Below are 24,138 nucleotides of genomic sequence, written 5' to 3'. Positions count from 1 at the left end.
CGCGTAACATGGGAAAAATTACAAAAGGTTATGTATTACAATTAGTTTCACGCTGTTCTTCCAATCCTGCACCAGAGGAAATAAGAAATATTTTGAAAACCTTAGGATTTACGGATAGGACTACATTAAGTTATGCTTCTTCGGGTAATTGGATCGTCGAAAAGATAGGTTGATACCGCTTATAATTTGAATCAAATAAAATGAATGAAAAAACAGAGATAGGCGCAGCGGAAGAATGCGAGAATAAGATTCTACAAGAAGAGCCGGATGTTATAGTTCACGAATTGGAATACACGAAGTCATTGAAATTGAAAGATATAATGGCGAATGATAATGAAAAATTAATTCCTTTATTTTTTCCTTGTTATTTAGTAGCGATTGGCGTTATTACTTTAACTGGAATCAGTTTGATCGATCCCGCTTTGTTAGAGAGTGCCAATTGGAAGCAAAATACCATTTGGAGTGCCTTGCTTTTTTTCGGCTTATTGCCCCCGTATATGCGTTCAACGAAAGGCGTATGGTTGATCATGGGGTATATATTGGCTTTTTTTCTTTTTGGTGGAGGGAATGTTTTCGGAACGGTTCAGTTGATCCTATCCATATTTAAAATCTTTTTGCCTGTATTTATTCTCTTTCAAATGGTCAGACTTTGGGGAGAAGTGAGGAAATATGGAAAATGGGTATTGCTGTTTCCTGTCATTGCTTTGATATTTACATTGTTGCTTGTGTCGATAGAAGACCGCAATATATTCCAAAGTACTTGGACTTCATTGACTAATTGGTCTTGGGATATGTATCGGAGTGACGATGGTTTCCACATTTATTTGGGATGTATAGGGATATTGGCAGGAGTTACGGAATTTTTGATCGTTAGAAAATACATAGAAAATTAATCATATTGCTTATGTTATTAAGACTTGGAATTGTAGTTGTAGCTGTTTTACTTGCTATTTTTTTCCTCAATTCGTTGTTGGAGATAATTATTTCAATCCTAATGATTGGAATTGGTGTATTGGTTTTGGCTGTATTGGGGGGTATTATCTTTTCATCTACTGAGCAACTGGATGACTACCGGAAATATTTTCAGATGAAAATAAAAGAACTTAAACTGAAATTAAGAATAAAATCAATGGAATAATTATGGAACTTCTTAAGAAGATAGTGTATAGCTTGAATTTAAGTTTATATGTTTTAATTGCTTTTATGGTTGGAATATGTCTTAAACAATGGTTGTTGGGAGGTATTATTCTTTTGAGTTCCGGGGTGTTTATTATCGGGTATAAATTGAGTGAATCTATGATGGTTTCTCGCCGGGATCGTTATCGTAATAGCGAGTGGGGGCTGTTTTGTAGAAAATTGGTGTGGGCTAATAATGGGGTTTTGACGACCGCAGCTCTTCTTGTGATTGTTGTAGTATGGTTAGGGAATGAGCAGATTACAGGTCTTTTTATTAGCGAATAGTTCATGTACAAAGAGAATAGATAACTAATTATTATTGATTATGAGAAAAATGCTATTTTTATTCACTATATTAGCTTTTGTTGTGGCTTGTAGTGATGATGACAAAGACAACGAGTTACCAATTAGAGGACTCGAAATTCCTAAGTTTGAAAACCCTGTAAAAACAGGAGAATCTATTACAATTAGGGGAGAAGGTTTTACCGAAGCAAGTGAGATCTGGTTTCGATCAATTGTAACACGAGCAGAAAATGCGGGAGATGTTAAAGCTATTGTTACTGAGGTTAATTCAGCTGGAATAACTTTTACAACTCCTGAAGTATATGGAAATCAATCCGTGTTATTGAAAGAAAATGGTAAAGAATATGAACTTGGTGAAATGACTTTTGAAGAACAATCAGGAGAAAGTAGCGATATTGAAATTTTACCGAAAAGAATTAAGAAAGTAGTTGAATCTTTTGAAGGGGAAGGTGAAACAGGTAAAAATATTTATGAGTATTTTTATGATAGTGAAGGAAAACTTTCATCTTTAAATGTTACTGAAGATGGAGAAATAGAACCTTGGAAATGTATTTATGCTTATTCATCTAACCAGTTGGTTATTAAAGAAATTGGAAGTGATAATCAAACCGAAATATATACTTTAGAAAACGGCAAGGTAACAAATTACAAGAGTACTTATCCTGATGATGATATTTTTGATGAATCTACTTTTATTTATGCTGGGGATTATTTAAATCAAGTGAAAGGTATTAGTGAATGTGAATATCCCTCCACAGAAAACTTTACTTTTGTTGAAGGCAAATTGATTCAATATAAATGGATTGATGATGAACAAGATGATATATACACTTTGCTTGAATTTACATACGGACAACAGTTTAATAACTTGAATTTAGATTTGTTTGGAATAATTATTGCAGATCATTTTGAAAATGTTGAAAACCTTTTTATTTATGGGATAACAGGAAAACGTTCTATTTATTTACCAGAAGAAATGAAAGCGAGTAGAATCGATGATGAAGATGAGGAATATTCAGTTTCATTTAAATATGAGGTAAAAGGTGATTATATAACCAAAATTATTATGGATGCAGACGAATGGAAATGGGTATATGAAATTTACTATGAAGATTAACTAAAGAAAAACCGGTTGAATTCAACCGGTTTTATTTTGTAAAAATGATTGGGTGTAATCTGGTATGTAGATGCCACAAGCGGCTTTTTTAGAGCCGCTTTTTTCGTTTCATAGTTCATAAGTGTTTCACAATTACAAAAAGAAAAAAGAGCTAATTAATTAAAAGCAATTAATTAACTCTTTTGAAAAGTGGTCCCACTTGTACCTCAAATTCACGATTCTATAAAATTTATTTAGTTTATTTATATTCTGAAAATCAGATATTTAATCTGTGAATTTGTCTTTGTTGATAGACTAAAGTTTCACAAAATGCGAAAAATGTTTCACAATTGTTTCACAATTTCTTAACTTTGTAGAAGGACCAAACAATTTCTCTTATGCCCACATTGAAGTATTTTATCGATGTATTAGAGGATAGCGAACACGCATCCATTCGTGCATATTTTTCTGCACGGAGAGGGGTTAAGCGTAATGGTCTGACACCTTATGTCGTTCCAGTAAAATCGTGGGATGCCAGCAAGGGAACCATTGGTCAAAAGGCTAAATATGACAATACTTTTTCTTTTCAGACTGCGCAGAAAATTGTTGATAACTTAAATGAAATTGAACGGCGTGTATTTGCTAAATTTAATGAAAACAACCGTGATTTTCCCCGTAAATGGTTACAAGATATAATAGATCAATACATTGAAGAACAGGCCAAACCCAAAGCCAGGCAATCCAAGTCTGAAACCCTCAACAAATATATAGCCCGTTTTATCCGGGAAATGGAAACGGGGAAACGTAAAGCCACTAAAAAGACAAAATTCGGTCAATACGAGATAGAGTATTCCAAAGGAACGATCAAAAACATAATTTCTTTCCAGACAGAATTTAATAACTTTCAGGAGTTAAAGAGAAAAAAATATGATTTCAATGACATAAACATGGATTTCTACCATGATTTCGTCGGGTACTTCAACAATAAGGAATATTCCCCAAACACAACCGGGAAACACATCAAATCGTTGAAAAAAATCATGACAGCCGCTCGTGGTGAAGGCTTACACGCCAATATTGAAACCTTACAGAGGGCTTTTAAAATCATGAGTTGTGAATCTGATACAATTTACCTTACCCGTAAAGAAATTGAATCCCTTGAAAACCTTGACCTGAGCACACCTAAAGACGCAGAATTGGACATTTGTCGTGATGTCTTTCTGGTAGGAGTATATACCCTTCAAAGATATTCTGACTATCACCGTATCAGTAAAGAAAATGTGATCACCTTAGCCAACAAGAAAAAAGCTATTAGCCTCCGGCAGCAAAAAACAAATGCGAAAGTTGTCATTCCCTGTAATGCCCGGCTTACAGAAATATTGGCAAAATATAATGATACCTTGCCACGCACTTATAGTCAGATGGTCAATGATAACATAAAACTCATTTGTTTGCGGGCAAAAATCACTCATAAGATCGAGCATACATTAATAAAAGGGGCAAAGAGAATTACCGAAATAGTTCCGAAATATACTCTCGTTACAACTCATACTGCACGTCGTACCGGTACAACACTTCTTTATTTAGATGGAATGGATTTATATTCTTTGATGAAATTCACGGGCCATCAAACAGAATCAGAATTTATGAAATATATTCGGGTAACCGCCGAAGAAAATGCAATTCGTTTGAGCAAAATGAAATTTTTTGATGAATCTGTGGAAAAAACTAAAAAGCGATAACTCTGGTTTGTAAACTTCTTCATAGCTTTACATATTAATAACGTGCAATGAAAAATTTCACACTCATTTCTGCACACCCCTCTTTCAGGTGTGCATTATTTTTACACTCCTTTCCCGGGTGCTGATCGTGCCTGGTAATCCTGCATTATTGTATTACCACCTCTCAATCCTGAACAATCATGAAAATCCTGCACAAATCCCTTTGCTTCATTAAATTGGTTGCTTTACTTTCCGACAAACTCAACGAACTCGTTGACTCTCCCCGCGACGTGATCATTGCGTTTGAATATCGGTTCAGCACATTTACCCTGGAACAATTTCTTTATCGTCTCCGGATGTGTTCTGCTGACCTGATTTCAGCGGAAATTATAGAACTGTGCCTGTCAACCACACAAATCACACTTTTCTTTAAACTTTTTGACAGCCAGGTCAAACACACCGCCTCCCAGATCGGGAACATACAACGCCAGTGGAACCGTTACGATTTCAGGCACTACTTCCCGCCCGAACAATACACCCGGCTCGATGGAGCCATCAACACCCTGTCAGCCACCTGCGACAACGTACTCGAAACCACCACCCGTCTTCGTCTTTTCGCCGGAGTTCCTGACAACCTCCCCGATATCCCGCCTTCAAAACCTCACTTCAACCGGTACGCCATAAAAACCGATGAACCCGGACGGCTCCACACGCTGCTTATCCGTCATCAACTCATCCCTTCCAACACCCAACCCGAAACAACCGCCTATATATTTTACGGTATCGGTTCACCTTCTTCCTGGCAACCCGTCACCTGGTTAGAAACTGTCGCTGATCTCTCGTACTTTGTAGACATGTTCTTCGGAATACCCGATCAGCGCAACAAATGGCGCACCGCTCACGATTCATTCCGTGATAAGCGACGTCACAAATTCAATTACAACTCCCTCCGTGGCAAACAATATAATTACCTTTCGAACCGCAGTTCCGAAACCCTCCGCATCATAGACCACATCAGGCGGGAACTCAAATGACATTGCAATCCATTGCAACATATTGCATCCCTCGTTGCAATGGATTGCCATTCGTTTCCCTTTCTTTCTTGTATTCTTTTGTTCCACAACTTTAAAAAATCTGAGTTATGGAACAATCAATCATTATCCCCGTTTCCCTGGATGATTTAAAACAAATCGTTTCCGAGGCTGTCACCCGTGCTTTCACCGGTTCGCTTGACCGTTTTATCCCCGAAGAAAAAAAGTACCTCACCCGTAAAGAAGTCGCCGAAAAATTCCACGTTTCCCTCTCGACCGTCCACGCCTGGATAAACTCCGGAAAAATCCGGGCTGTTAAAATCGGTCGCCGCACCCTGTTCGACCTCTCCGAGGTTGACAACGCCGCCAGTCCCAAATACAAACGTCTCCAACAATCATGAGCCATGAAAACCTATCGTTACAAACTTCAGCCGTACGATGGCATGGCTTCCCGCTTCACCTGCCCGGCATGCGGAGCAGTACATAAATTTGTCCGTTACATCGACACCGTCACAGGGCAGTTCGTGAATGAAAAGGTTGGCCGTTGCGAACGCTCTGAATCCTGCGCTTATCATTACACCCCACGGGAATATTTCCGTGACCTCCGCCGCCTGGGAATCGATCCGCCGTCCTCCCCCGGGCAATCAGCCCCGGTTATCAAATCCGACACCTTTTCAGTCATCCCCCCGGAACTGGTCAGCGGTTCCGCTCTCGCGTCACAACCCGAACAACCCGCCCTCCTGAAATTTCTTGTTTCACACCTTCATCTCACCTCCGCTCAGCTCAAACGACTCGTTGACACCTACCGCCTGCAATCCGCTTCATACGGCCGCATCGTTTTCCCACAAATCGACGCCAGCGGAAACTTCCGGACAGCTAAAATCATGGCTTACAACCCAACAAACGGCCATCGCATAAAGGACCGTCCCGGCTCCTTTAACTGGCTCCACCGTACCCTCGTTTCCCAGGGCAAACTTCCCACTGATTTTCAACTCCGGCAATGCCTGTTTGGTGAACACCTCCTTCCGTCACATCCCCTCAAACCCGTTGGAATAGTGGAAAGTGAAAAAACAGCCCTCGTTTGTGCCCTTACCTATCCCAAACTCCTGTGGTTGGCCACCGGGGGTAAATACAACTTCACCCCTGACCGCTTCATCCCGTTAGCCGGGCGGATCATAAACGCTATTCCGGATGCGGGGAGCTATCGTTTCTGGGCAGTTAAGGCAAAAGCCATCACCCGCCTCGTGCGCTGTCAGCTCTATGTATCCGATTGCGTCGAACGTGTGGCAACCCCCGAACAGCATCAGGCAGGTATCGACATCGCCGATCTCGTTCTGGCAGGGCATCCGCCCCAATTCTTTTGACATCGTAACCTGATTGACGGGGGGAGAGTACCTCCCCTTCATCACTCACTCGCATATTGGTTTATCTAATACTCCCACATCTCAAAAAATCATGATAAAAATACCTTCTATCTCCATCAAACCTTACGGAATTGCCATATATGAACAATACACCACGGCTTTTCACCGCCGGGAAGACGACTTTCCACGATCTTACCGCTGGCAACCGCCACGCCGGAACTCCCCCGAAGGCATCATCTCGGCGAAGGCTGCCCGCCGTATCCAGTCAGCCCTCAAATGGCTGCTTTTCTTTTCCAAAACCAAAAAGGCGTACAACCGGGAAACCCATCGTTGGGTAAGATTCCGGGTATCTCTCGTCACGCTTACCCTGAGCGGTCCCCAACGCCATTCCGACCAGGTCATCAAATCCCGCCTGTTCAATCAGCTTCTCACCGAACTCCGGGAACAAAACAGCATGATCCATTACGTTTGGAGAGCCGAAAAACAGGAAAATGGAAACATCCACTTTCACCTGGTCACCAACGTGTTCATTCATGCCGCCAAGCTCCGGGAAAAGTGGAACCGCATCCAGAACAAACTCGGTTACGTTGATGCCTACGCCAACCGGATGAACGCACAAATTCACTCTTTTGCCGATTATTACAATACCTTTATCGGACAGGCCAACACCGACATACTCCGGCAGCGTTACATCCACGGGATGGCAACCCGTTGGCGGAACCCCAACAGTACCGATATACACAGCGTCCGCCGGGTCCGTGATCTTGTCCGTTACCTGTGTAAATACCTTTGCAAAAACCTGCTCTCTGAATACACCTCCTATGATACAATTCCCCCGCATCTCCTGGTACACGGAAAACTCTGGGGATTATCCCAGACCCTGAGCGCACTTAAAAACGTGACCGCTGTCGTTGATCACTTCCTTTTCGACGATCTTACCACCCTGTGTACTGAATTTGCCGGCCGGATAATCCGGCACGACTACTGTACCTTCATCCCCGTCTCCTTCTCCGAAATTATCCGCTCCCGGTGTTCAGCCATACTCCGCTGCATTTACGAACGCCTCAAAGAAATCGGAATCCACATGTTACAACTCACTTAATCCACAAACCTATTACTATGGCCGCTGTCATTATTTCCTTATCGATCCCAACCAACCCGATCGGGAAAAAGGAAAATGTTATGGCCTCAGACAAACGACCGTCCTGGCAAAACAAAAGGCTTGTAAACACTATCGTCCCAAAAACCTGAAAAATTAATCCCATGCAAACCAATCTCAACACTTTAATTCTCATTCGTGAAGAATTTTACTCCGATCGTACCCTCGGTTCCATCCTTTTCCGGAACACTCTCTATGTCCGCACCCTTGAACCACCGTACTATCCTCCCGGTCACACCCGTCATAATGCCCGTCATACGGCTGTACCATTGGGGCTTTACCGCCTGAAATTTCACGACAGCCCCCGTTTTGGCCCGTCAAAAATCTATCTCTCGGATGTTCCCCACCGTTCCGGCATCCTGATCCATGCCGGTAACACTCCCCCCGACACCACCGGGTGTATCCTCGTGGGCTGCGACTTCCGTTCCGGACGCCTGACGGAATCCCGTACGGCACTCCAACAGCTTGAAACCCTCGCTTGGCAACTCCACACCGCTCACCGGGAAATTTTTCTGTACATCACCCGATAACAACTGACATAACCACCCTGAAAACCATGTTTAAAAAACTCACCCCTCAAAACATCCGCCGCCTCCAAAGAAAAGCCACAAAATTTGGAGGACAGTTATATGTTCGAACTGGAACTTATAGACTAATTCTTCCAGAATATTGTATATTTTCATTTTATTCATTTTCGGTCCTATGGAACTTTATTCATGAATTACAAAAAAACCAAATCACATAAGATAGAGCTTTGGAAAATGGTTATTTTTGTAGCAAAATCAATCATGATGAACGCAAAAAGTGTTTTTATACAATTAAAAGATAATGCTATAAAAAAGAAAAGTAAGTGTATGTTTCCGGGGTGCTCTTGCGAAGCTATTAGCTACTCTCACGTTTTTCAAAAAAATAAAATTTTAAATCAACTTGTTAGCAATGGGCATTTAATGATATTTGATTATAAAAATGATGGTGAATGTATATACAGATCAAAAGGTGTAAATAAGGCTTTTACTTTTAAAGGACTTTGCCAAAAGCATGATAATGATCTTTTTGCATCTATTGAAAAAGAGGAACCTAACTGGTTTGATACGAAGTCCCAGTATTTGCTTGGTTATAAATCAATATGCAGAGAATTTGCTATAAAACAAATTGCCGTGGAAATTAATTCCGAATTTGTAATATCTCTCAATAAGGGAATAGAAACTGATTATATAAAAGTTTTCAATCGTGACGTTGATCCTGAATTTGTAAAATCTTTTAAAGAAAATACTGCTCTTTATCAGATATATAGAAAAAAACTTATGGGGGAGAAGTTAGGGCTTTCAGATTTTCAAACTTATAAAGAACATCTTGAGCATGGTATAATAAATAAAAGTTTTGAGAAATTTGAATTTACAACCATTGAACTGCCTTTCAAATTAGAAGTATGTATTTCATCTCCTATATCAAATTCATATTCAGAAATTCCTAATGAAGATATTGCAAGAGCTGATCTGCCTGAAATGAATGTAATTAATATATTCCCATATCAAAATAAAACGATGGTAATAATAGGTTCTATTAAAGGCTTTCCCAATACATGGGCAAACAAGTTCATTAATAAATTGAAATCAGGAAATCAGGCTACTCAACTTAAAGCAATAAGTGATCTTATTGTTTACAGGTGCGAGTTTCATTGTATGTCTGAATCTTTATTCAGAAAAATAGGAGAAGAAAAATTTCAACAGTATTATAATCTCTTTCGTCGTAATTTATATACTATGCGTGATATAGATATTGATTTTAACCTCTTTGAAAATTGCTTTGAATATTAATAGGCTTAGTTTTGTTTCAGGGGTAATGAAACTTCAATTCTTACTATATAAGAGCTATCATTACATCCAATTCCGGTGACGTTCATACCTCCATCCTTTAGCTATCATCATTTGCCTGTATTTTAACCTGAACCCCGGATTCTTATTTCCATAAAAGCAACCGTAAGGTGTTGAACGTTCGGGCAGACAATCCAATAATTCTGAAAACCTTTTCATCCCCAGTTTATTCGTGGAACAGGATAAAAATTTAAGATTCCCGCACCCTTCCACTTCCACTCCTTCCAGAACATTCTTACTGCATTCCAGTTCATACAATTCTTTACGCTCCCTCAAATTCAGCCAGCTCAACCGGTTACTCCTGCAATCCACGTATTTCAATCCCGTACATCCTTCAACATCCAGTCTCACCAAATCATTCGAATTACAAATCAAAACTTCCAGTTCCGGAACCTCTGATAAATCCAGAACTTCCAAAAAATTATATCCGCACCGTAGCTCCCTTAATTTTCCGCACCTTCCGAAATCCGCATCCGTCACACCGCATGCCGATATATCCAACCTCCGCAAATTCCTCCCAATCAACACCACTTCATACATCCCCTCATTTTGATAAACATGGTGACGCCTGCTGTCATCCGTTCCGTCTCCCCACATCACCGAAAACTTTGTCGCTTCAATTCCCATCCGGACCTTTCCATTCCGCTCGGTCATGATCTTCATACATACATAACAAAATCCCTTTAATTCTTTCGGTAAGTCCTTCGTGTAATCTGGTCCATCCATATAATCTGTGTTTTGTGGGGACACAACTACAAAAAGAAAGAGTGAGCACCCCGAATTGCCCGCTCTAAGGGAACAGCGACGAACCCCACCGATGGAACAAAACGGAGGCTCACGTATCTGCATACGTCGAGCCCTCCGCAAAGTTCTCCATCGGTCAAAAATGTCGCTGTTATTTTAGAACGGAGACTTTAGCGTTAAACTAAAACGTCAATATGTCTTTATTTCTTTGTATTTCTACTGTACAAATATAGTAAAAATTTTGTAAAACAACACTTCATTACACTTTGCCCGACCATTTACATCCCAACATCACGAATCTGCCCTGTTCAGGTTTTCCGGAATCTTCTCACAACGAATCACCAGCAATCCATCCGATACGATAATTTTGGCAAAATCCCCGACTTCAAACCCCGCTTCTTTCAACCACACCCCAGTCAGGGAAATGGAAGGTAACTTTCGCTCGTAGGTAGACCTTGGTGAATTTAGACACCTGATTCTCCGGGTGTCAACTTCATTTGTTTTTTTCTTGGGTGTCAGATCAACGGTCCTCATAACTCATAATATTAAGAGTGAGGGCGGAAATTAAAAGACGGCTCCACCTTTCCCGTTGACTGACACCACAAAGGCCGAGGGCACATTAATGCTCCTCACGGGGGTACAGAGCCGTGTATCAGGTCAGCGGGCATAAAAAAGCCCGCCGAAGATAAGGCAGGTTTCCCGGCCTTTGTGTATGTCAGTCACTCCAAATATACAACTTTATTCTATCATCCCAATACCTTACGGTAGCAAAATTGCAAAACAGGATTGATTATATAAGAAATAGTCCCTATCTTTGTACATATAACACTCAACATCATCTATATGAAAAAAGGAGATAAAGTACTAGTTTCGCCAAATGTCACCGGACTTTCCGAATGGATTGAGGGCGTTATCATTGATATAGAAATGAACCCCATACGTGGTGTCGTCATTACTGTTGAAACTAAAGAAGGACAATTCTTCGACGTGCAGGAATTTTTCAAACCGTGTGCCTGATTTTTCTTAACTTAACTGACATGCCATGTACGCTATAACTTTTGACCTGAGAATAAACGATCTCAAAGAACATTACGACAAACAACCGCCCAACGCCTACGTTGAAATAAAAAACGTGCTCAAAACATACGGCTTCTCATGGATTCAGGGTAGTGTTTACGTGTACACCAATACACAACAGAATGACATCGGACTCGGTTCTGTATTCCTGGCGATGGAAGCTTTGAAAAAAATAGACTGGTTCGTACAATCCGTGAGAGACATCCGGGCTTTCAAAATCGAAGACTGGTCAAACTTCACCCCGATAGTAAAAAACAAATAACACCTCATAGAGCCGCCTGCCCAGACCGGCTCTTTTTTTGCACCTGTCCGCCCGTCTGGCTCTGCCCCTTTGCCGCTCCTCCCGTTCCGCTCGTCGCTGTGCGGGACCCCATCACGCCATCTGCCGCAAAATGTCCCGCAGTCGGGTCGCCTCCCTGCATCCGGCATTCCGTCAAAAGAAGGAGACTGGACCCTGTCAAAAATCACTACCCTTTACTCACCATTCCTCCCGCTTTTAAGTAACATAATCCCATCGGGATTATGGAACAGCCCCACGGATCACCCCACGACCGAAGCCGTCCCACAATCCGGATTATGTTAAATAAAAGCTCCTCGCCATCCCAGCCAAACCCACAAACCCCTGATATCCCACTCCGCCACCCTTGCCATACCCATCTGCCACACCGTCCTATACACACCCCTGATACCCCGCCTCCATCACAACACGCCCTCTGCCGCTTCTGCCAGTCTCTCCGGAAATGCCCGACAGCAACCCGGTCTCTTTTTCCACTGTCCTCTCACGGGCACTCCCCGCCCCCCGCTGAGCCTGCGGCTACGGCTTCCATGTCTCTGACGGACGAAGCCGTCACCGTCCCTCTCTCCCCGCCGCACCTCTTTTGCCATTGTCCTGATTCACGCCCGACAGCAAACAAACCATTCTTCCCATCCTTTTCTCACGGGCGTATCACCCACGGCCACGTACTCTAACCCTCTATTTATTGTGACTATTCCCACAACCCTCCCACGACCAAAAACAGTCACAAAAAATCCCCCTTCACCCCATTTCGCTCCATCGCTGCACTCCATCCACCCGTCCGCAAAAATGGGAGCCTTTGAACCCACATCCCGCTTTTCAAAAGCTCCCATCTATGCGTCCCATGCACCACACCCCGCAATCCGTTCCCGTCCGTCCCGTGCTTGTGCCTGGTGATTCCTCCCCCTTCTGACAATAGAACAGACCGGTTCCCCCGCATCCTCTCACACTTCCGGTCCGTTCTATTGTCCCGTGCTTCGCCTCCCTCCATTAATCACTAGGCACCGCCGCCACCTCACACCCGCAAACACGCCCTTCCCACCGCTTTCCCCGTCGTCCTGCAAAGCGCCGACAGAAACATCATCACATTTGCCATCGTCATCTGCGGCGCCAGTAATCCCCTAAAAAATACACCGATTATTAACGGCATATCTTCGGCATACTGCCGGCATACGTCATACAAAAATTAAAATACACGTTATTCCATCACTCGTGTTAAAGCCTTCATTTGAATATATAATGATCTGCAAATAAGCATATATTGTGATAAATCACCGATCCATCACATAAAAATTACAGTCATGAAAGCAAAAACAAACGAATTATTTGAAGATTTCACCGGCTCAACTGGTAACATTACCGCTGCCCATTCTGCCGGTCATTTGGTTGTACGCAACAAAGTTATTCCAACCTATACGGATACAGAGTATCAGCGGGTTTTACGTCACAATTTCAGCCGCTTTGCAAAGAACTGGCAGGATTTAACGGATATACAACGGGCACTCTGGGCTGAAAAGTCAAAAACCGTTTCAGCTTCCGGTTCTTATTACGGGATATCCGGAAAAATCAGTGGGTTTAACTTGTATGTCCGTTGCAATATGAACCTCGAACTCATTGGTATCACCACGCCATTGACCCAACCCGCAGACGATCTGACCAGTCCATTGCCTGGCTTCGCTTCCTTGACACTGGCAGATTCAGCCCTGAAAATTTCATTTGACGGAAACGTGAGTGAAAATGATGTGTTGCTTATTCGCATTACTCCGTTATCGGTAGGGCAGAGTACTAACATCAACGGACTTAGACAGGTTGGAACTGTTGCAGGAGGAGCCGCCGAAGCAACTATCACCGAAAAATACACCGCACAATTTGGTGTACCGGTAGTTGGTGAAAAGGTACAGGTGCAGATTTATGCCATTAATGCTATCAGTGGTTATGCTTCGGCACGACAGATTTTTGTTTCTAACATAACCGGGGCATCTGCCGGTTAATTAAACTCAGGCATGGCCCTGTAAGAAAGGAGGTAATTATGGCAATGAATTGGAAAAAGACACTTTGGGACATTATTCTCACGATTCTTTCCCTGGGGATTTCCCATATCCAGAAACGTAAAAAAAAATTAGAGGAGGAGAGCAAAAAATCCACAAATACGTCCTCCGAAAACTGATCATTTACCTTTATTGTGTGTATAAGCGGCTCTAAAAAGCCGCTTATTTTTCGTTTCTTGGATTTTATGTCAAAGTATTTTGAGATTTTTCCTGAATAAGGTATTTTTGAATTATATATTATATAAAAAAATTGCTAATGAATAAAAAGTGGTTATGGTTTCTGTTAGGTATTGCGATTCCTTGTCTTCTCAATATGATTTTCTATTTTGAATTAATTCCCTCTTCTTTGTCGAGTAATTCTTGGCTTAGTTTTTGGGGTGGTTATTTGGGGGGAATTGCAACTCTTGCGGCATTTTTCTTAAGTAATAAAGCTACTAAACTTGTTATATTACGACAGTGGGAAGAAAAAAAATTTGTGGAATATAAAAATTCTTTATTGGATAATTTGAAGCTGTTTAATACAGTAGAAATATTGAATGGTATTTCAAATGTATCATTTGATGCACTTGATGAAAAAATAGAAATTATTACTAAAAAAAAGCAGGAGATATATTCTTGTGATATTGCATTTAGGACAATATCTATGGTTGATTCAGGTGATGTAAACAAAGAGGAAAAACTATATTATAATTGTTGGCAGTGTATTATCGCCAATTTATCGCAGTTTTTAGATCAACAATTGGATTTAATATCGTTTTGCAAAAATCATAAGAGTAATGTTGAAATATTACGTTTATATCGAGAGCAGGAACGTGATTTAAAAGAAATGATTAAAAATTCAATGAACGATCAAAAAGAAAAGGATGAGAAAGATTTAAAAGAATTACAAAGAGAAATTGCAGATTTAACCCAGAAGCAGGAAAGTTTTCAGCCACAATTTAAGATAAAATTAGAGGTTATAGAAAAATATAGGCAAGAACAACACCCTATTTGTATTCGGAATTTGTACGAATTAACATTGAAGTTAATACAAACAAAAGAAAAAGCATTAAAGTATTTTGTTATGAGGTAGAGGACTGGTGACTTTGGTGAATACATCCTCCGAAAACTGATCATTTACCTTTATTGTGCATATAAGCGGCTCTAAAAAAGCCGCTTTTTTGTTTCATGTTTCATAAATGTTTCACAATTACTAAAAGCGAAAGAGCTAATTAGTTGATTTTTAACCAATTAGCTCTTCTGAAAAGTGGTCCCACTTGGGCTTGAACCAAGGACCCCCTGATTATGAGTCAGGTGCTCTAACCAGCTGAGCTATAGGACCTACACTTGCGTGTGTTAACTCTGGCATCTTGTTAACGGCTGCAAATATAGGGATAATTTTTGGGTTTTTGCAAGGGGAAACCGAAAAAAATATTACTTTCGCTCGGGTGCACGTGGGAGACAGGATAGAAATACATTGATATGGAGTCCAAATGGAGGGTGAATCGGGTGGGTGAAAGTTATAAATCGAGCCGGAGAGGTGTTTAATAATACATGATTTATGAAAGTATGTCTATTAGTTATCGGTAAAACGGATACGACTTATTTGAAGGCGGGAATTGAGGAGTACGAGAGGCGCTTGAAGTTTTATATTCCTTACGAGATGAAGGTGATTCCGGATATAAAAAATGCGAGGAATTTAACGGAGAATCAGCAGAAGGAGAAGGAGGGTGAGCTCATCTTGGGGCAGTTGGAGTCCTCGGATGTCGTTGTTTTATTGGATGAAAAAGGGCATGAGTACACTTCAAAAGGGTTTTCCGAATTTTTGGCACAAAAGATGCTGGTAGGTACAAAGCGTTTGGTTTTTGTTATCGGGGGGCCTTATGGATTTTCGGAACAGGTATACAAGGAGGCTTACGCGAAGATTTCGCTATCCAGAATGACCTATTCTCATCAGATGGTGAGAATGATCTTTGTGGAGCAGTTATATCGGGCTATGACGATACAAAGGGGTGAACCTTATCATCATGAATAATAAAATACCGAATGGCATGGCTAAAGGAGAATGAAATGAAGAAATTTTGGATCGTTATATTATTGATGTTTGTGTGCCTTTTTTCGGCTTTGTCTTGGGAATACATCATCAGGACACAAACCGAAGAGGAGCAGTTGGCTATTTTTGAAAAGCGGTTGCATCGGGAAGAACGTCATGTCGACGAACAGTTGAGAAAAATTGTTATCTCAAAGGATATCAGTAATATAGAATGGAAGGATGAGAATGTTATTTTAGTCGCCTTTGAACGTGGAGAATTAAGGTATTGGAGTAGCGAGCAGGTCGGAGAACCAGATCTGTATAACAAGTTGAAAAAAGCTGGCAATCTGGTTAAGATCAATAATATTTACTATGACATAAGACGGCACTCGATAGGGGATATCGATTTTTTCGCTTTGATTTTTTTAAAAGATGATTATCCCTACACGAACAATTATATTAAGAATAATTTTAATTCCGTTTTTGGCGTCAACGTGGAAGATGCTGAAAGCGTGATCCTTCATATCCCTCAGGTACAGAACGAACCTACCGTGTATAATCGGGAGGGGGAAAGATTGTTTCAAGTAGAACGTCACGTCGCTTATGAAAATTTCCTGCCCAATTATTTTGTGTTGATTCTCTACCTCGGTTTTTTGTATTTATTGTTTTATGCTTACGAGGTAGTGTTGGATCGAGTCCGGTTTTTTCGTGTTCAGTTGATTGCGGTTTTCAGTTTCTTCGTGTGTCTGGTTGTACTTCGGATATTGATGGTGCAGTATCAGATTCCTTACACCTTGTACCATTTTGCCATTTTTCAGGCGGATAATTCCGAGTGGAACCTGGTTTTGCCGGTGGGGGACCTGTTTTTAACGATGTTTTGTCTGACCCATTTTCTGTATATAACGCTCAATAAATTGCGGATAAAGTATCAGGAGCCCCGGTTAATACGATACAGGTATCTTTTTTTGTTGGGATTTGTTTTCTCTGCTTTTTTGTATACGAATTTTTTGCATTTCTCTATTAACTCTTTGATCGAGAATACGCAGGTCAGTTTAAATATCGCTCGTTTTTTAAATATCGATTTTTCTTCGGTGGTGGCTTTTATCACCCTGATTCTTGGAGGGATGGGATTATTTGTATTGATCAACGGATCAGTACGTTATTTTTACCATATTTTTTCTTTGAGAGAGGTCACTCTCGGAGTCGTTCTCGTGTTAGCGTTCTGTGCGGTTTTGTGTTATTTTTTTGATTTTTCTCTTACTCCTTTAGAATGTCTGTTCACATTATCTTTATATATACTGTTTATTTTAAACGTGTACCTTGTAAAACCTGACGCTCAAAAGAGTATTTTTATGATAGCGTTAGTCGTTGTTTCTGTATATGTTATCTTTTTATCTAAAAGTAGTGAGGTGCACCGGGAGATAACGATCAGGGCTAGGTATGCGACGGAAATTATTGGAGAACGGGATTCGCAGTTCGAAAAGAAGTTGATGGAGATAGATCAGGTGATCAAAAATTCGAGAGAGTTGGATTCTTTGGTTGATCTTCGGGACGAAGAAGGGATTACCCGTAAAATCTTGGATGAGTTAACCGATCTTTCCGGTTTCTATTTCGATTGCAGGGTATTTTTATGTATCGACAAGGATAGTTTGTTGGTGGAACCCGGTTTTACGATAGAAGATTGTAACTCCTATTTCCGTACATTGATCGATAGTACGGGAGTACGAATACAGAATACCTCCTTTTATAATATCGATGACTTCGATGGCGTGATCTCTTATGTGGGACTTTTTGATTTTAATACCTCCGCGGGACCCGATAAATTGTACCTGCGATTCGATTCAAAAGATGAGGGGGAGGCTATCGGTTATTCACAGGTATTGTCGAAAGAGGCGTCGGAGGACAGGAAAGTTGTTTATCCTTATTCGTATGCAAAATATAAAGATGGGGTTTTATTAACTTCCAATGGAGAGTTCAATTATTATAAACGGCTGGAACAATTCGGGGAGACTGATTTCGAACACGTGGAGATTCTGACAAAAGATCACTATTCGCATATGATTATTCCGGTCGGTAAGAGCGGGGTTTTCGTGATCAGTTTAGGAGACGATGTTTTTGCCCTTTACTACCTGAATGTGCTTTATGCTATTTTCGTGTGCGTGTTGTTCTCTTCATATGGTTTGTTTTTCCGTTTCGAGGGACAAGAATGGATTAATTTCAGGCGGGAGACCTTGAAGAGACGGATTAAGAACAATATCATTTCATTGATAAGCGCCCTCTTCATTATTATGACGGTGATGAGTATCGCTGTGAACACGGATAGTGTGGAAAGAAAACAGAGTATGAAGGTAGTTCAGATATCCAAATACATCAGTAAAGAATTGGAAAAATATGATTGTATCGATGTACGGGTCTGTCCTCAGATTCAAGATATTTTATACAAGATTGCCAGTATGTTATGGGTAGATATTAATATATACGATCAGACGGGGACGTTGGTGGCTACTTCTCAACCCGTTATCTTTGAAAAGGGATTCAGGGGAACCTTACTGAACCCTATCGCTTACCGGAAATTGGTGATAGAAAAGGCAACGAGTTTCGTTCAAGAGGAAAAGATTGGAGAGCTGGATTATATGGCGGCCTATGTCCCTATGATGTTGGAGAATGGCGAAGCTTACGTGTTGAACATCCCTTATTTCACCAAGAGTGACGAGTTGAACGTGGATATCATGTTATTCGTGATCATTGCCATAAATATTGCCATGATCGTGATGGTATTGGCGTTCATTTTTTCGGGAATTGTTGCGGAGCGGGTGACCAAACCTTTACAAATGGTAAATGAAAAGTTACGTCTGATGCGGGTAGGGGGGAAGAATGAGAAGATTGTTTATAACCAGCGGGATGAAGTCGGAATGTTGGTGAAGGAATATAACGGGATGGTGGATAAACTGGAAGATAGTGTAAAAAAACTGGCCAAATCGGAACGGGAGACGGCCTGGCGTGAGATGGCTCGCCAGATAGCCCATGAGATTAAAAATCCGTTGACTCCGATGAAATTGAATATCCAGTTTTTACAGCGAACTTTGCAGGGAGGTAATGTGGAAGAGGTAAGGCAACGTTTTAAAGATATATCTTCTATTTTAGTGGAACAAATCGATCATATGGCATCCATCGCTTCTGCTTTTTCTGATTTTGCTAAAATGCCGGTAGCTAACAGCGAGTGGTTTAATTTAAGCGAACTGGTTCAAGGATGTACCACTTTGTTCGAAAATAATGTGGATCGGGTGATTTGCGAGATAGAGCCTGATATTTTAGTATATGGAGACAAGGATCAGGTCAATCGGGTGATTGTAAATCTGTTAAAAAATGCAACACAAAGTATTCCGGAAGGCCGGGAGGGATTGATCACGGTTACTTTGACTCGTGAAGAGCAGGGGGTCGTGCTGGCGGTGAGGGATAATGGTGCGGGAATACCTGAAGGTATACGGAATCACATATCAGAACCGAATTTTACCACGAAATCCGGAGGTATGGGGTTGGGATTGGCCATGTCTTATAAGATCATAGAGAGCATGGGAGGATCCATTACTTTCGAGAGTGAAGAGGGGGTGGGAACCGTGTTCCGGGTCAGCCTGAAAAGTGAGAAGATATAAATTTATTTAAGCATTCGTTCTACTTGTTGTGCTACCCTATCGGGGGTAATGTCGACCATGCATTTTTGCCAAACCGATTGTTTGCATCTGCCGCGTCCGTCTTTTGTGCAAGGGCGACAGGGAAGGGGAACTTCCATTACTTTGATCTCTTTTCCCGTCGGGAATCCGAAAGCAGTGGGCCCCATTAGGGCGATACCCGGTGTATGAAAAAGATCTGCCGCGTGCAAAAATCCGGTATCTCCACTGATAACCAGATTGGATTGCTTAACTAAGTAACAAGATTCCAACAAGGAGGTCTTTCCTGCCATGTTGTTAACTCGTTCCGGGGCGATTGCCCGAATAGTTTCGCAGAAAGAATCTGACGGTCCGGCGAGAATAAGGAAGTTGTGTTCCGGAAGGAGTTGTATGATTTGTTGCCAATAGCCGATGGGCCAGCGTTTCATCTCCCAGTTGGCCGAAGGAACGAGGGTGACGGTTTGCTTGTTGATTAAAGGAGAGAAGCGTTTTTCGAAATCGGTCGGGAAATACCAGTCGGAATAGTTTGAGTCGAAACGGGTAATCCCCCATCGGGCCAAGGGCTTCCGGTAAGAGATAATTCCTTTGAAAGGCTTGTCGAATGTATTGATCCCTAACTTAAATAATAAAAATCGTTTCCAGCGTTCTTTTTTTCTTAGCACGTAATTGGGTTTCCGGCGTAGTAATTTCCGGCCGGGGGGCAATAAAATCATCTTCAATAAATTTGACCGGATATTACTGTGTGCATCGTAGAGGTAGTCGAATTGTTCGGCTTTGAGTTGCCGGGCAATCTTTAAAAGCCCTTTTAAGCCGCTTTTCTTATCGAATTCCCAAACCTTATCGATTCTTTTGTCCATATGAAGAAAAGAGGCCATGTCTTTTCGCGCAATCCAATGTATTTCTGAATCAGGGAAATGATTTTTAATGCCATGGATGATATCCATGCATTGAATGATGTCTCCGATGGAGCTGAATCTAACGATAAGAAATTTAGTCATGCCCGATAATTTTATGACAAAAGTAATAAAAATGTGATTTATTTAGGGTAAAAAGCACTACTTTCGTACTCGTATTAAATACCTTGAGCTTATGAGAAAACAAATTCCGAACCTGATCACCTGCATGAATGTTATTTCCGGAACGATGGCCGTTTTTATGGCGATGTACGATAATTTGTTGGTGGCTGCTTTATTGGTTTTGTTGGCTATGGTTTTTGATTTTTTTGATGGATTTGCCGCAAGATTATTACATGTGAGGTCGGAGATGGGAAAGGAGTTGGATTCGATGGCCGATATGGTAAGTTTCGGCGTGGTGCCGGCTGTTATGGCTCATTTGTTGATCAAACTGTCCTTGTTGTCCGGTGCTCAATATTCTCCGGACTCCTCCTATTCGTGGGTTGAATACGTTTTGATGTATTCTCCTTTGCTTATCCCTGCTTTTTCTGCTTTTCGTTTAGCTAAATTTAATTTGGATGCTCGTCAGACCTACTCGTTTATCGGAATGCCGACCCCTGCAAATGCTTTGTTCTGGGTTTGTCTGGTACTGTCTTATTATTGGAACAATGAGCTTTTCCCTTATCTGTGGGGAAATGTTTGGGTACTTTTCGGGTGTGTTGTCGTTTTGTCCGTATTGCTGGTCGTTGAATTGCCTATGTTCTCTCTGAAAATAACCGATTTTTCATGGAAGTCCAACCGGGTGCGTTATCTTTATTTCGGTACGGCCATACTCTTGGCAATCTTGTTTCAGATCGGCTTTTTAACTTTTCTGATACCTCTTTATATCCTTTTTTCTCTGGTCGGTTATTGGGCCGGATGGACTACAAAGTAGAGAGTGGATCGAATTCTACAAAATCGCAATCGGGTGAAATAATGACGGGGACATGAACGGATTTTGTCTGCGTCTGGATTGTCGTCGGTTGCAGGTTGCTCGTCTCAGCCCGATGGTCCGCTTTGAATATATCTTGTTGCGAAATGATTATGATACCCGTGATCATGGCGGCTGAAAGTCCGTATTTGAATAGGCGAGTAACTATATTTCCGGAGTCCGTGTTAATGTATTCCGCGGGGATGCTTTTTTTACCGGAAGGGAATACCTCTATGTCGTGCATGCCGATCGTATCGGCTAAGAAATTTTGCTTTCCGGGTTCGAATACGATATTAAAACGACGATCCATGTAGAAAGTACCGATAGAACCGAATATTATTTTTTGATTTTGGTTTAATCGAACTTTTAGCTCTTCGCAAAAAAGCGATAGACGACGTTCTGCTTTTTCGTAATCGATTTTTTCTTTCCGGGCGATCCAATGGATTAATAGTCCGTCATTTTGTTTTAAATGCTTGTTGAATACCACCTTTTTGGAAGGGGGCGTTAAAATTCCTGTTTTCGGATGAATGGTGGCCTCGGTGTAATTACCGATAAAACCGCCGAATCCGGGAACTATCACGCAATCATGTAGATAGAGGAGGTCTTCTATGTGTTCAATGCATTTGTACATACGGCAAAGGTAAGAAAAAAGAATACGAACACAAGGTATTTTTGGGCATTTTGAATTATTATTATTTACTTTGTAATGTCTGAAGCAGAGGCTCAGAAAGTTATAAATTGAAAAAAAATAATGTGTTATGAAGGTTTTTGTAACGGGCGGAACGGGATATATCGGGTCGCATACGGTTGTTGAGCTTCAACAAAAGGGATATGAGGTTGTCATTGCGGATAACCTGGTCAATTCTACTCTTCAGGTGTTGGAGGGTATCCAGAAAATCACAGGTATTCGACCGGAGTTCGAACAGATCGAGTTGACAAATCTGGCCGAAACGCGCGATTTCTTTGCCCGTCACAGGGATATCGAGGCCGTTATCCACTTTGCCGCTTTAAAGGCGGTGGGAGAGTCGGTGAATAAGCCTTTGGAATATTATTATAATAATTTGAACTCTTTGATGAATGTTTTGTTTTGTATGCGGGAGTTCGGGGTGAAATACTTCGTGTTTTCTTCCTCGTGTACCGTGTACGGACAGGCTGATGTATTGCCCGTGACGGAGCATACACCTCGAAAGGAGGCGGAATCTCCTTATGGAAATACGAAAGTAATGAGCGAAGATATCATTCGGGATTTTATGCGGGTAGAACCTTCCATGAGTGCATTGTCCCTGCGTTATTTCAATCCGATCGGGGCTCATCCGACGGCATTTATCGGAGAGTTGCCCAATGGTGTCCCTAATAATCTGATCCCTTATTTGACGCAAACAGCAATCGGGATACGGAAAGAATTGAGTGTTTTCGGTGATGATTATAATACTCCTGACGGTTCTCCCTTGAGGGATTATATTGACGTTGTCGATTTGGCCGGGGCACATGTCGTGGCCATCCGGCGATTATTGGAAAAAAAGAATCGAGAGAATTACGAGTATTTTAATATCGGTACGGGAAAGGCTCTTTCCGTGCTGGAAGTCATACATGCTTTCGAGAGTACTACGGGGGTGAAAGTTAATTATAAAATTGTAGGACGCCGTGCCGGCGATGTGGAGAAGGTATGGGCCGATACCGCTTTAGCGAATAAAGAGTTGGGCTGGAAAGCCGGGACTCCGATCGAAGAGACGATGGCGAACGCCTGGAAATGGCAAAAGAGCTTGGAAAAGTAATCGGAATGATAGATCGAGTTGTTGCTGTTTATTTCAGTCCGACAGGTACGACCCGGAGGACGGTGTCTGCTATAGCCGCGGATATGGCCCGGATCTTGGAAGTGACGGTTGAAAGTTACGACTTCACATTACCTTCGGCCAGATCGACGGTTCTTGCTTTTAAAAGAACGGATATGGTGGTGTTGGGTACTCCGGTATATGCCGGACGGGTACCTAATGTTTTGTTGAAGTATCTGGCAACCTTACAAGGAAACGAGGCGATTGGAGTTCCGGTTGTTTTGTTCGGTAACCGGGATTATGACGATGCTTTGATAGAACTCAGGGATATCATGGAAAGAGCGGGTTTCCACGCGATAGCCGCGGCTGCGTTTATAGGAGAGCACTCCTTTTCGCGGGTGTTGGCCAAGGGACGACCGGATGAAAGGGATGCGGAAGCCGTTAACGCGTTTGCTGCCCGGGTTGCGGAAAAATATAAGGAGAGTGACGATAGAAAGATCACGGTAGAGGTAAAAGGAACCCCTTATCCTTATCGCGGTTATTATACTCCCCGGGATCGCGAAGGAAATGCCGTTGACATTCGTAAGGTGATGCCTGTCACGAGCGATAGATGCAATGATTGTAAACTCTGTGTAGAAATTTGTCCGATGGGATCAATTTCTTATGATGATGTGCGGGAGTATACGGGAATCTGCATTAAATGCGGGGCTTGTATAAAAAGATGCCCGATGGGTGCCAAATATTATGAGGATGCCGGTTATCTTTACCATAAACAGGAGTTGGAAGAGGGATTAACGAAGAGACGGGAACCAGAATTATTTCTATGAATATAGAGAGACTAAGAGATTAAAGAGATTTACGATTTTGGATTTTAGATTGACGATTTGAAGAATCAAAAGATTCTGGGATTAAAGGATTAAGAGATTATAAGATTAA

26 protein-coding genes and 1 tRNA gene are annotated in these 24,138 nt (G+C 41.6%); 20 read left to right on the top strand and 7 right to left on the bottom strand.

All coding sequences use genetic code 11. The features are described from left to right. Nucleotides 1–200 precede the first annotated feature (200 nt). The 11 genes from NVS78_RS00635 to NVS78_RS00580 all read left to right on the top strand — a co-directional run bounded on the left by NVS78_RS00635 (nucleotide 201) and on the right by NVS78_RS00580 (nucleotide 9,667). Nucleotides 201–893, top strand: coding sequence for a hypothetical protein (locus tag NVS78_RS00635; RefSeq protein WP_286357479.1), 693 nt, complete (start codon nucleotides 201–203; stop codon nucleotides 891–893). Nucleotides 894–904: 11 nt separating this feature from the next. Continuing rightward, nucleotides 905–1,138 carry a hypothetical protein gene (locus NVS78_RS00630; protein ID WP_286357478.1) on the top strand — a complete coding sequence of 78 codons (234 nt, stop codon included), beginning with the start codon at nucleotides 905–907 and terminating at the stop codon, nucleotides 1,136–1,138. 65 nt (nucleotides 1,139–1,203) lie between these two features. Beyond that, complete coding sequence (locus NVS78_RS00625) at nucleotides 1,204–1,461, top strand: hypothetical protein (protein ID WP_286357477.1); 258 nt, start codon at nucleotides 1,204–1,206, stop codon at nucleotides 1,459–1,461. Between the two features lie 40 nt (nucleotides 1,462–1,501). After that, nucleotides 1,502–2,596: an IPT/TIG domain-containing protein gene (locus NVS78_RS00620; RefSeq protein WP_286357476.1), complete on the top strand. Its 1,095-nt coding sequence runs from the start codon at nucleotides 1,502–1,504 to the stop codon at nucleotides 2,594–2,596. Nucleotides 2,597–2,973: 377 nt separating this feature from the next. After that, a complete protein-coding gene (locus NVS78_RS00615) occupies nucleotides 2,974–4,317 on the top strand; it encodes a phage integrase SAM-like domain-containing protein (protein ID WP_286357475.1) in 1,344 nt (447 codons plus the stop codon). Between the two features lie 179 nt (nucleotides 4,318–4,496). Then, nucleotides 4,497–5,330 (top strand): hypothetical protein, encoded by an 834-nt coding sequence (locus NVS78_RS00610; protein WP_286357474.1) that lies wholly within the window; start codon nucleotides 4,497–4,499, stop codon nucleotides 5,328–5,330. A gap of 107 nt (nucleotides 5,331–5,437) precedes the next feature. Beyond that, complete coding sequence (locus tag NVS78_RS00605) at nucleotides 5,438–5,728, top strand: helix-turn-helix domain-containing protein (protein ID WP_286357473.1); 291 nt, start codon at nucleotides 5,438–5,440, stop codon at nucleotides 5,726–5,728. A gap of 3 nt (nucleotides 5,729–5,731) precedes the next feature. Next, the gene (locus tag NVS78_RS00600) at nucleotides 5,732–6,691 is read left to right on the top strand and encodes a DUF6371 domain-containing protein (RefSeq protein ID WP_286357472.1); all 960 of its coding nucleotides are present in this window, start codon (nucleotides 5,732–5,734) and stop codon (nucleotides 6,689–6,691) included. A 91-nt stretch (nucleotides 6,692–6,782) separates the two neighbouring features. After that, the gene (locus NVS78_RS00595) at nucleotides 6,783–7,793 is read left to right on the top strand and encodes a rolling circle replication-associated protein (protein WP_286357471.1); all 1,011 of its coding nucleotides are present in this window, start codon (nucleotides 6,783–6,785) and stop codon (nucleotides 7,791–7,793) included. 161 nt (nucleotides 7,794–7,954) lie between these two features. Next, entirely contained in the window at nucleotides 7,955–8,380 is a 426-nt protein-coding gene (locus NVS78_RS14160; RefSeq protein ID WP_353620705.1) for a DUF5675 family protein, read from the top strand. Nucleotides 8,381–8,566: 186 nt separating this feature from the next. Next, nucleotides 8,567–9,667, top strand: a complete 1,101-nt coding sequence (locus NVS78_RS00580; protein WP_286357468.1) for a hypothetical protein — start codon at nucleotides 8,567–8,569, stop codon at nucleotides 9,665–9,667. 60 nt (nucleotides 9,668–9,727) lie between these two features. Here NVS78_RS00580 and NVS78_RS00575 read toward each other — a convergent pair whose 3' ends face one another. Continuing rightward, nucleotides 9,728–10,450, bottom strand: a complete 723-nt coding sequence (locus NVS78_RS00575) for a leucine-rich repeat domain-containing protein (RefSeq protein WP_286357467.1) — start codon at nucleotides 10,448–10,450, stop codon at nucleotides 9,728–9,730. A gap of 309 nt (nucleotides 10,451–10,759) precedes the next feature. Then, nucleotides 10,760–11,002, bottom strand: coding sequence for a SymE family type I addiction module toxin (locus NVS78_RS00570; RefSeq protein WP_286357466.1), 243 nt, complete (start codon nucleotides 11,000–11,002; stop codon nucleotides 10,760–10,762). 309 nt (nucleotides 11,003–11,311) lie between these two features. Here NVS78_RS00570 and NVS78_RS00565 point away from each other — a divergent pair, with 309 nt between their 5' ends. Both NVS78_RS00565 and NVS78_RS00560 read left to right on the top strand, forming a co-directional pair. Beyond that, complete coding sequence (locus tag NVS78_RS00565; protein ID WP_286357465.1) at nucleotides 11,312–11,485, top strand: transcriptional regulator; 174 nt, start codon at nucleotides 11,312–11,314, stop codon at nucleotides 11,483–11,485. A 25-nt stretch (nucleotides 11,486–11,510) separates the two neighbouring features. After that, nucleotides 11,511–11,807 (top strand): virulence protein, encoded by a 297-nt coding sequence (locus NVS78_RS00560; protein WP_286357464.1) that lies wholly within the window; start codon nucleotides 11,511–11,513, stop codon nucleotides 11,805–11,807. 4 nt (nucleotides 11,808–11,811) lie between these two features. Here NVS78_RS00560 and NVS78_RS00555 read toward each other — a convergent pair whose 3' ends face one another. Together NVS78_RS00555 and NVS78_RS00550 are read right to left on the bottom strand one after the other, a co-directional pair. Further along, the gene (locus NVS78_RS00555; RefSeq protein WP_286357463.1) at nucleotides 11,812–12,006 is read right to left on the bottom strand and encodes a hypothetical protein; all 195 of its coding nucleotides are present in this window, start codon (nucleotides 12,004–12,006) and stop codon (nucleotides 11,812–11,814) included. A gap of 433 nt (nucleotides 12,007–12,439) precedes the next feature. Further along, the gene (locus NVS78_RS00550) at nucleotides 12,440–12,673 is read right to left on the bottom strand and encodes a hypothetical protein (RefSeq protein ID WP_286357462.1); all 234 of its coding nucleotides are present in this window, start codon (nucleotides 12,671–12,673) and stop codon (nucleotides 12,440–12,442) included. A gap of 468 nt (nucleotides 12,674–13,141) precedes the next feature. Here NVS78_RS00550 and NVS78_RS00545 point away from each other — a divergent pair, with 468 nt between their 5' ends. Both NVS78_RS00545 and NVS78_RS00540 read left to right on the top strand, forming a co-directional pair. Continuing rightward, nucleotides 13,142–13,831 (top strand): hypothetical protein, encoded by a 690-nt coding sequence (locus tag NVS78_RS00545; RefSeq protein ID WP_286357461.1) that lies wholly within the window; start codon nucleotides 13,142–13,144, stop codon nucleotides 13,829–13,831. Nucleotides 13,832–14,144: 313 nt separating this feature from the next. Further along, a complete protein-coding gene (locus NVS78_RS00540) occupies nucleotides 14,145–14,960 on the top strand; it encodes a hypothetical protein (protein WP_286357460.1) in 816 nt (271 codons plus the stop codon). 175 nt (nucleotides 14,961–15,135) lie between these two features. Here the strand turns inward: NVS78_RS00540 and NVS78_RS00535 are convergent. Beyond that, nucleotides 15,136–15,209, bottom strand: a tRNA-Ile gene (locus NVS78_RS00535). Between the two features lie 219 nt (nucleotides 15,210–15,428). Between NVS78_RS00535 and rlmH the strand changes: the two genes are divergently transcribed. Further along, complete coding sequence (rlmH, locus tag NVS78_RS00530) at nucleotides 15,429–15,902, top strand: 23S rRNA (pseudouridine(1915)-N(3))-methyltransferase RlmH (protein ID WP_286357459.1); 474 nt, start codon at nucleotides 15,429–15,431, stop codon at nucleotides 15,900–15,902. A 35-nt stretch (nucleotides 15,903–15,937) separates the two neighbouring features. Then, nucleotides 15,938–19,552 (top strand): ATP-binding protein, encoded by a 3,615-nt coding sequence (locus NVS78_RS00525; protein ID WP_286357458.1) that lies wholly within the window; start codon nucleotides 15,938–15,940, stop codon nucleotides 19,550–19,552. Nucleotides 19,553–19,554: 2 nt separating this feature from the next. On the opposite strand, the gene NVS78_RS00520 is transcribed toward NVS78_RS00525, so the two are convergent. Then, on the bottom strand, nucleotides 19,555–20,565 hold the full coding sequence (locus NVS78_RS00520; RefSeq protein WP_286357457.1) for a glycosyltransferase family 9 protein: 1,011 nt from the start codon (nucleotides 20,563–20,565) through the stop codon (nucleotides 19,555–19,557). 91 nt (nucleotides 20,566–20,656) lie between these two features. Between NVS78_RS00520 and NVS78_RS00515 the strand changes: the two genes are divergently transcribed. Continuing rightward, entirely contained in the window at nucleotides 20,657–21,394 is a 738-nt protein-coding gene (locus tag NVS78_RS00515; protein WP_286357456.1) for a CDP-alcohol phosphatidyltransferase family protein, read from the top strand. Here NVS78_RS00515 and NVS78_RS00510 read toward each other — a convergent pair. Next, complete coding sequence (locus tag NVS78_RS00510) at nucleotides 21,384–22,061, bottom strand: HU domain-containing protein (RefSeq protein ID WP_041504686.1); 678 nt, start codon at nucleotides 22,059–22,061, stop codon at nucleotides 21,384–21,386. The genes NVS78_RS00515 and NVS78_RS00510 overlap by 11 nt on opposite strands. Before the next feature lie 127 nt (nucleotides 22,062–22,188). Between NVS78_RS00510 and galE the strand changes: the two genes are divergently transcribed. Together galE and NVS78_RS00500 are read left to right on the top strand one after the other, a co-directional pair. Next, the gene (gene galE, locus NVS78_RS00505; protein WP_286357455.1) at nucleotides 22,189–23,205 is read left to right on the top strand and encodes a UDP-glucose 4-epimerase GalE; all 1,017 of its coding nucleotides are present in this window, start codon (nucleotides 22,189–22,191) and stop codon (nucleotides 23,203–23,205) included. Beyond that, on the top strand, nucleotides 23,181–24,029 hold the full coding sequence (locus tag NVS78_RS00500; RefSeq protein ID WP_286357454.1) for an EFR1 family ferrodoxin: 849 nt from the start codon (nucleotides 23,181–23,183) through the stop codon (nucleotides 24,027–24,029). Before galE ends, NVS78_RS00500 begins: the two co-directional genes overlap by 25 nt. Nucleotides 24,030–24,138 lie beyond the last annotated feature (109 nt).

Origin of the sequence: Gabonibacter chumensis (assembly GCF_024741215.1) — a bacterium.
GTDB classification, from domain to species: domain Bacteria; phylum Bacteroidota; class Bacteroidia; order Bacteroidales; family Marinifilaceae; genus Gabonibacter; species Gabonibacter massiliensis.
Note: the sequence above shows the minus strand (reverse complement) of the source record. Positions and strands in the feature narration are given on the sequence as shown.

What these genes read in the sequence shown, in the direction of transcription:
- NVS78_RS00635 (WP_286357479.1), top strand. Translation starts at nt 201, where the DNA reads ATGAATGAAAAAACAGAGATAGGCGCAGCGGAAGAATGCGAGAATAAG.
- NVS78_RS00630 (WP_286357478.1), top strand. Translation starts at nt 905, where the DNA reads ATGTTATTAAGACTTGGAATTGTAGTTGTAGCTGTTTTACTTGCTATT.
- NVS78_RS00625 (WP_286357477.1), top strand. Translation starts at nt 1,204, where the DNA reads ATGGTTGGAATATGTCTTAAACAATGGTTGTTGGGAGGTATTATTCTT.
- NVS78_RS00620 (WP_286357476.1), top strand. Translation starts at nt 1,502, where the DNA reads ATGAGAAAAATGCTATTTTTATTCACTATATTAGCTTTTGTTGTGGCT.
- NVS78_RS00615 (WP_286357475.1), top strand. Translation starts at nt 2,974, where the DNA reads ATGCCCACATTGAAGTATTTTATCGATGTATTAGAGGATAGCGAACAC.
- NVS78_RS00610 (WP_286357474.1), top strand. Translation starts at nt 4,497, where the DNA reads ATGAAAATCCTGCACAAATCCCTTTGCTTCATTAAATTGGTTGCTTTA.
- NVS78_RS00605 (WP_286357473.1), top strand. Translation starts at nt 5,438, where the DNA reads ATGGAACAATCAATCATTATCCCCGTTTCCCTGGATGATTTAAAACAA.
- NVS78_RS00600 (WP_286357472.1), top strand. Translation starts at nt 5,732, where the DNA reads ATGAAAACCTATCGTTACAAACTTCAGCCGTACGATGGCATGGCTTCC.
- NVS78_RS00595 (WP_286357471.1), top strand. Translation starts at nt 6,783, where the DNA reads ATGATAAAAATACCTTCTATCTCCATCAAACCTTACGGAATTGCCATA.
- NVS78_RS14160 (WP_353620705.1), top strand. Translation starts at nt 7,955, where the DNA reads ATGCAAACCAATCTCAACACTTTAATTCTCATTCGTGAAGAATTTTAC.
- NVS78_RS00580 (WP_286357468.1), top strand. Translation starts at nt 8,567, where the DNA reads ATGAATTACAAAAAAACCAAATCACATAAGATAGAGCTTTGGAAAATG.
- NVS78_RS00575 (WP_286357467.1), bottom strand. Translation starts at nt 10,450, where the DNA reads ATGGATGGACCAGATTACACGAAGGACTTACCGAAAGAATTAAAGGGA.
- NVS78_RS00570 (WP_286357466.1), bottom strand. Translation starts at nt 11,002, where the DNA reads ATGAGGACCGTTGATCTGACACCCAAGAAAAAAACAAATGAAGTTGAC.
- NVS78_RS00565 (WP_286357465.1), top strand. Translation starts at nt 11,312, where the DNA reads ATGAAAAAAGGAGATAAAGTACTAGTTTCGCCAAATGTCACCGGACTT.
- NVS78_RS00560 (WP_286357464.1), top strand. Translation starts at nt 11,511, where the DNA reads ATGTACGCTATAACTTTTGACCTGAGAATAAACGATCTCAAAGAACAT.
- NVS78_RS00550 (WP_286357462.1), bottom strand. Translation starts at nt 12,673, where the DNA reads ATGGGAGCTTTTGAAAAGCGGGATGTGGGTTCAAAGGCTCCCATTTTT.
- NVS78_RS00545 (WP_286357461.1), top strand. Translation starts at nt 13,142, where the DNA reads ATGAAAGCAAAAACAAACGAATTATTTGAAGATTTCACCGGCTCAACT.
- NVS78_RS00540 (WP_286357460.1), top strand. Translation starts at nt 14,145, where the DNA reads ATGAATAAAAAGTGGTTATGGTTTCTGTTAGGTATTGCGATTCCTTGT.
- rlmH (WP_286357459.1), top strand. Translation starts at nt 15,429, where the DNA reads ATGAAAGTATGTCTATTAGTTATCGGTAAAACGGATACGACTTATTTG.
- NVS78_RS00525 (WP_286357458.1), top strand. Translation starts at nt 15,938, where the DNA reads ATGAAGAAATTTTGGATCGTTATATTATTGATGTTTGTGTGCCTTTTT.
- NVS78_RS00520 (WP_286357457.1), bottom strand. Translation starts at nt 20,565, where the DNA reads ATGACTAAATTTCTTATCGTTAGATTCAGCTCCATCGGAGACATCATT.
- NVS78_RS00515 (WP_286357456.1), top strand. Translation starts at nt 20,657, where the DNA reads ATGAGAAAACAAATTCCGAACCTGATCACCTGCATGAATGTTATTTCC.
- NVS78_RS00510 (WP_041504686.1), bottom strand. Translation starts at nt 22,061, where the DNA reads ATGTACAAATGCATTGAACACATAGAAGACCTCCTCTATCTACATGAT.
- galE (WP_286357455.1), top strand. Translation starts at nt 22,189, where the DNA reads ATGAAGGTTTTTGTAACGGGCGGAACGGGATATATCGGGTCGCATACG.
- NVS78_RS00500 (WP_286357454.1), top strand. Translation starts at nt 23,181, where the DNA reads ATGGCAAAAGAGCTTGGAAAAGTAATCGGAATGATAGATCGAGTTGTT.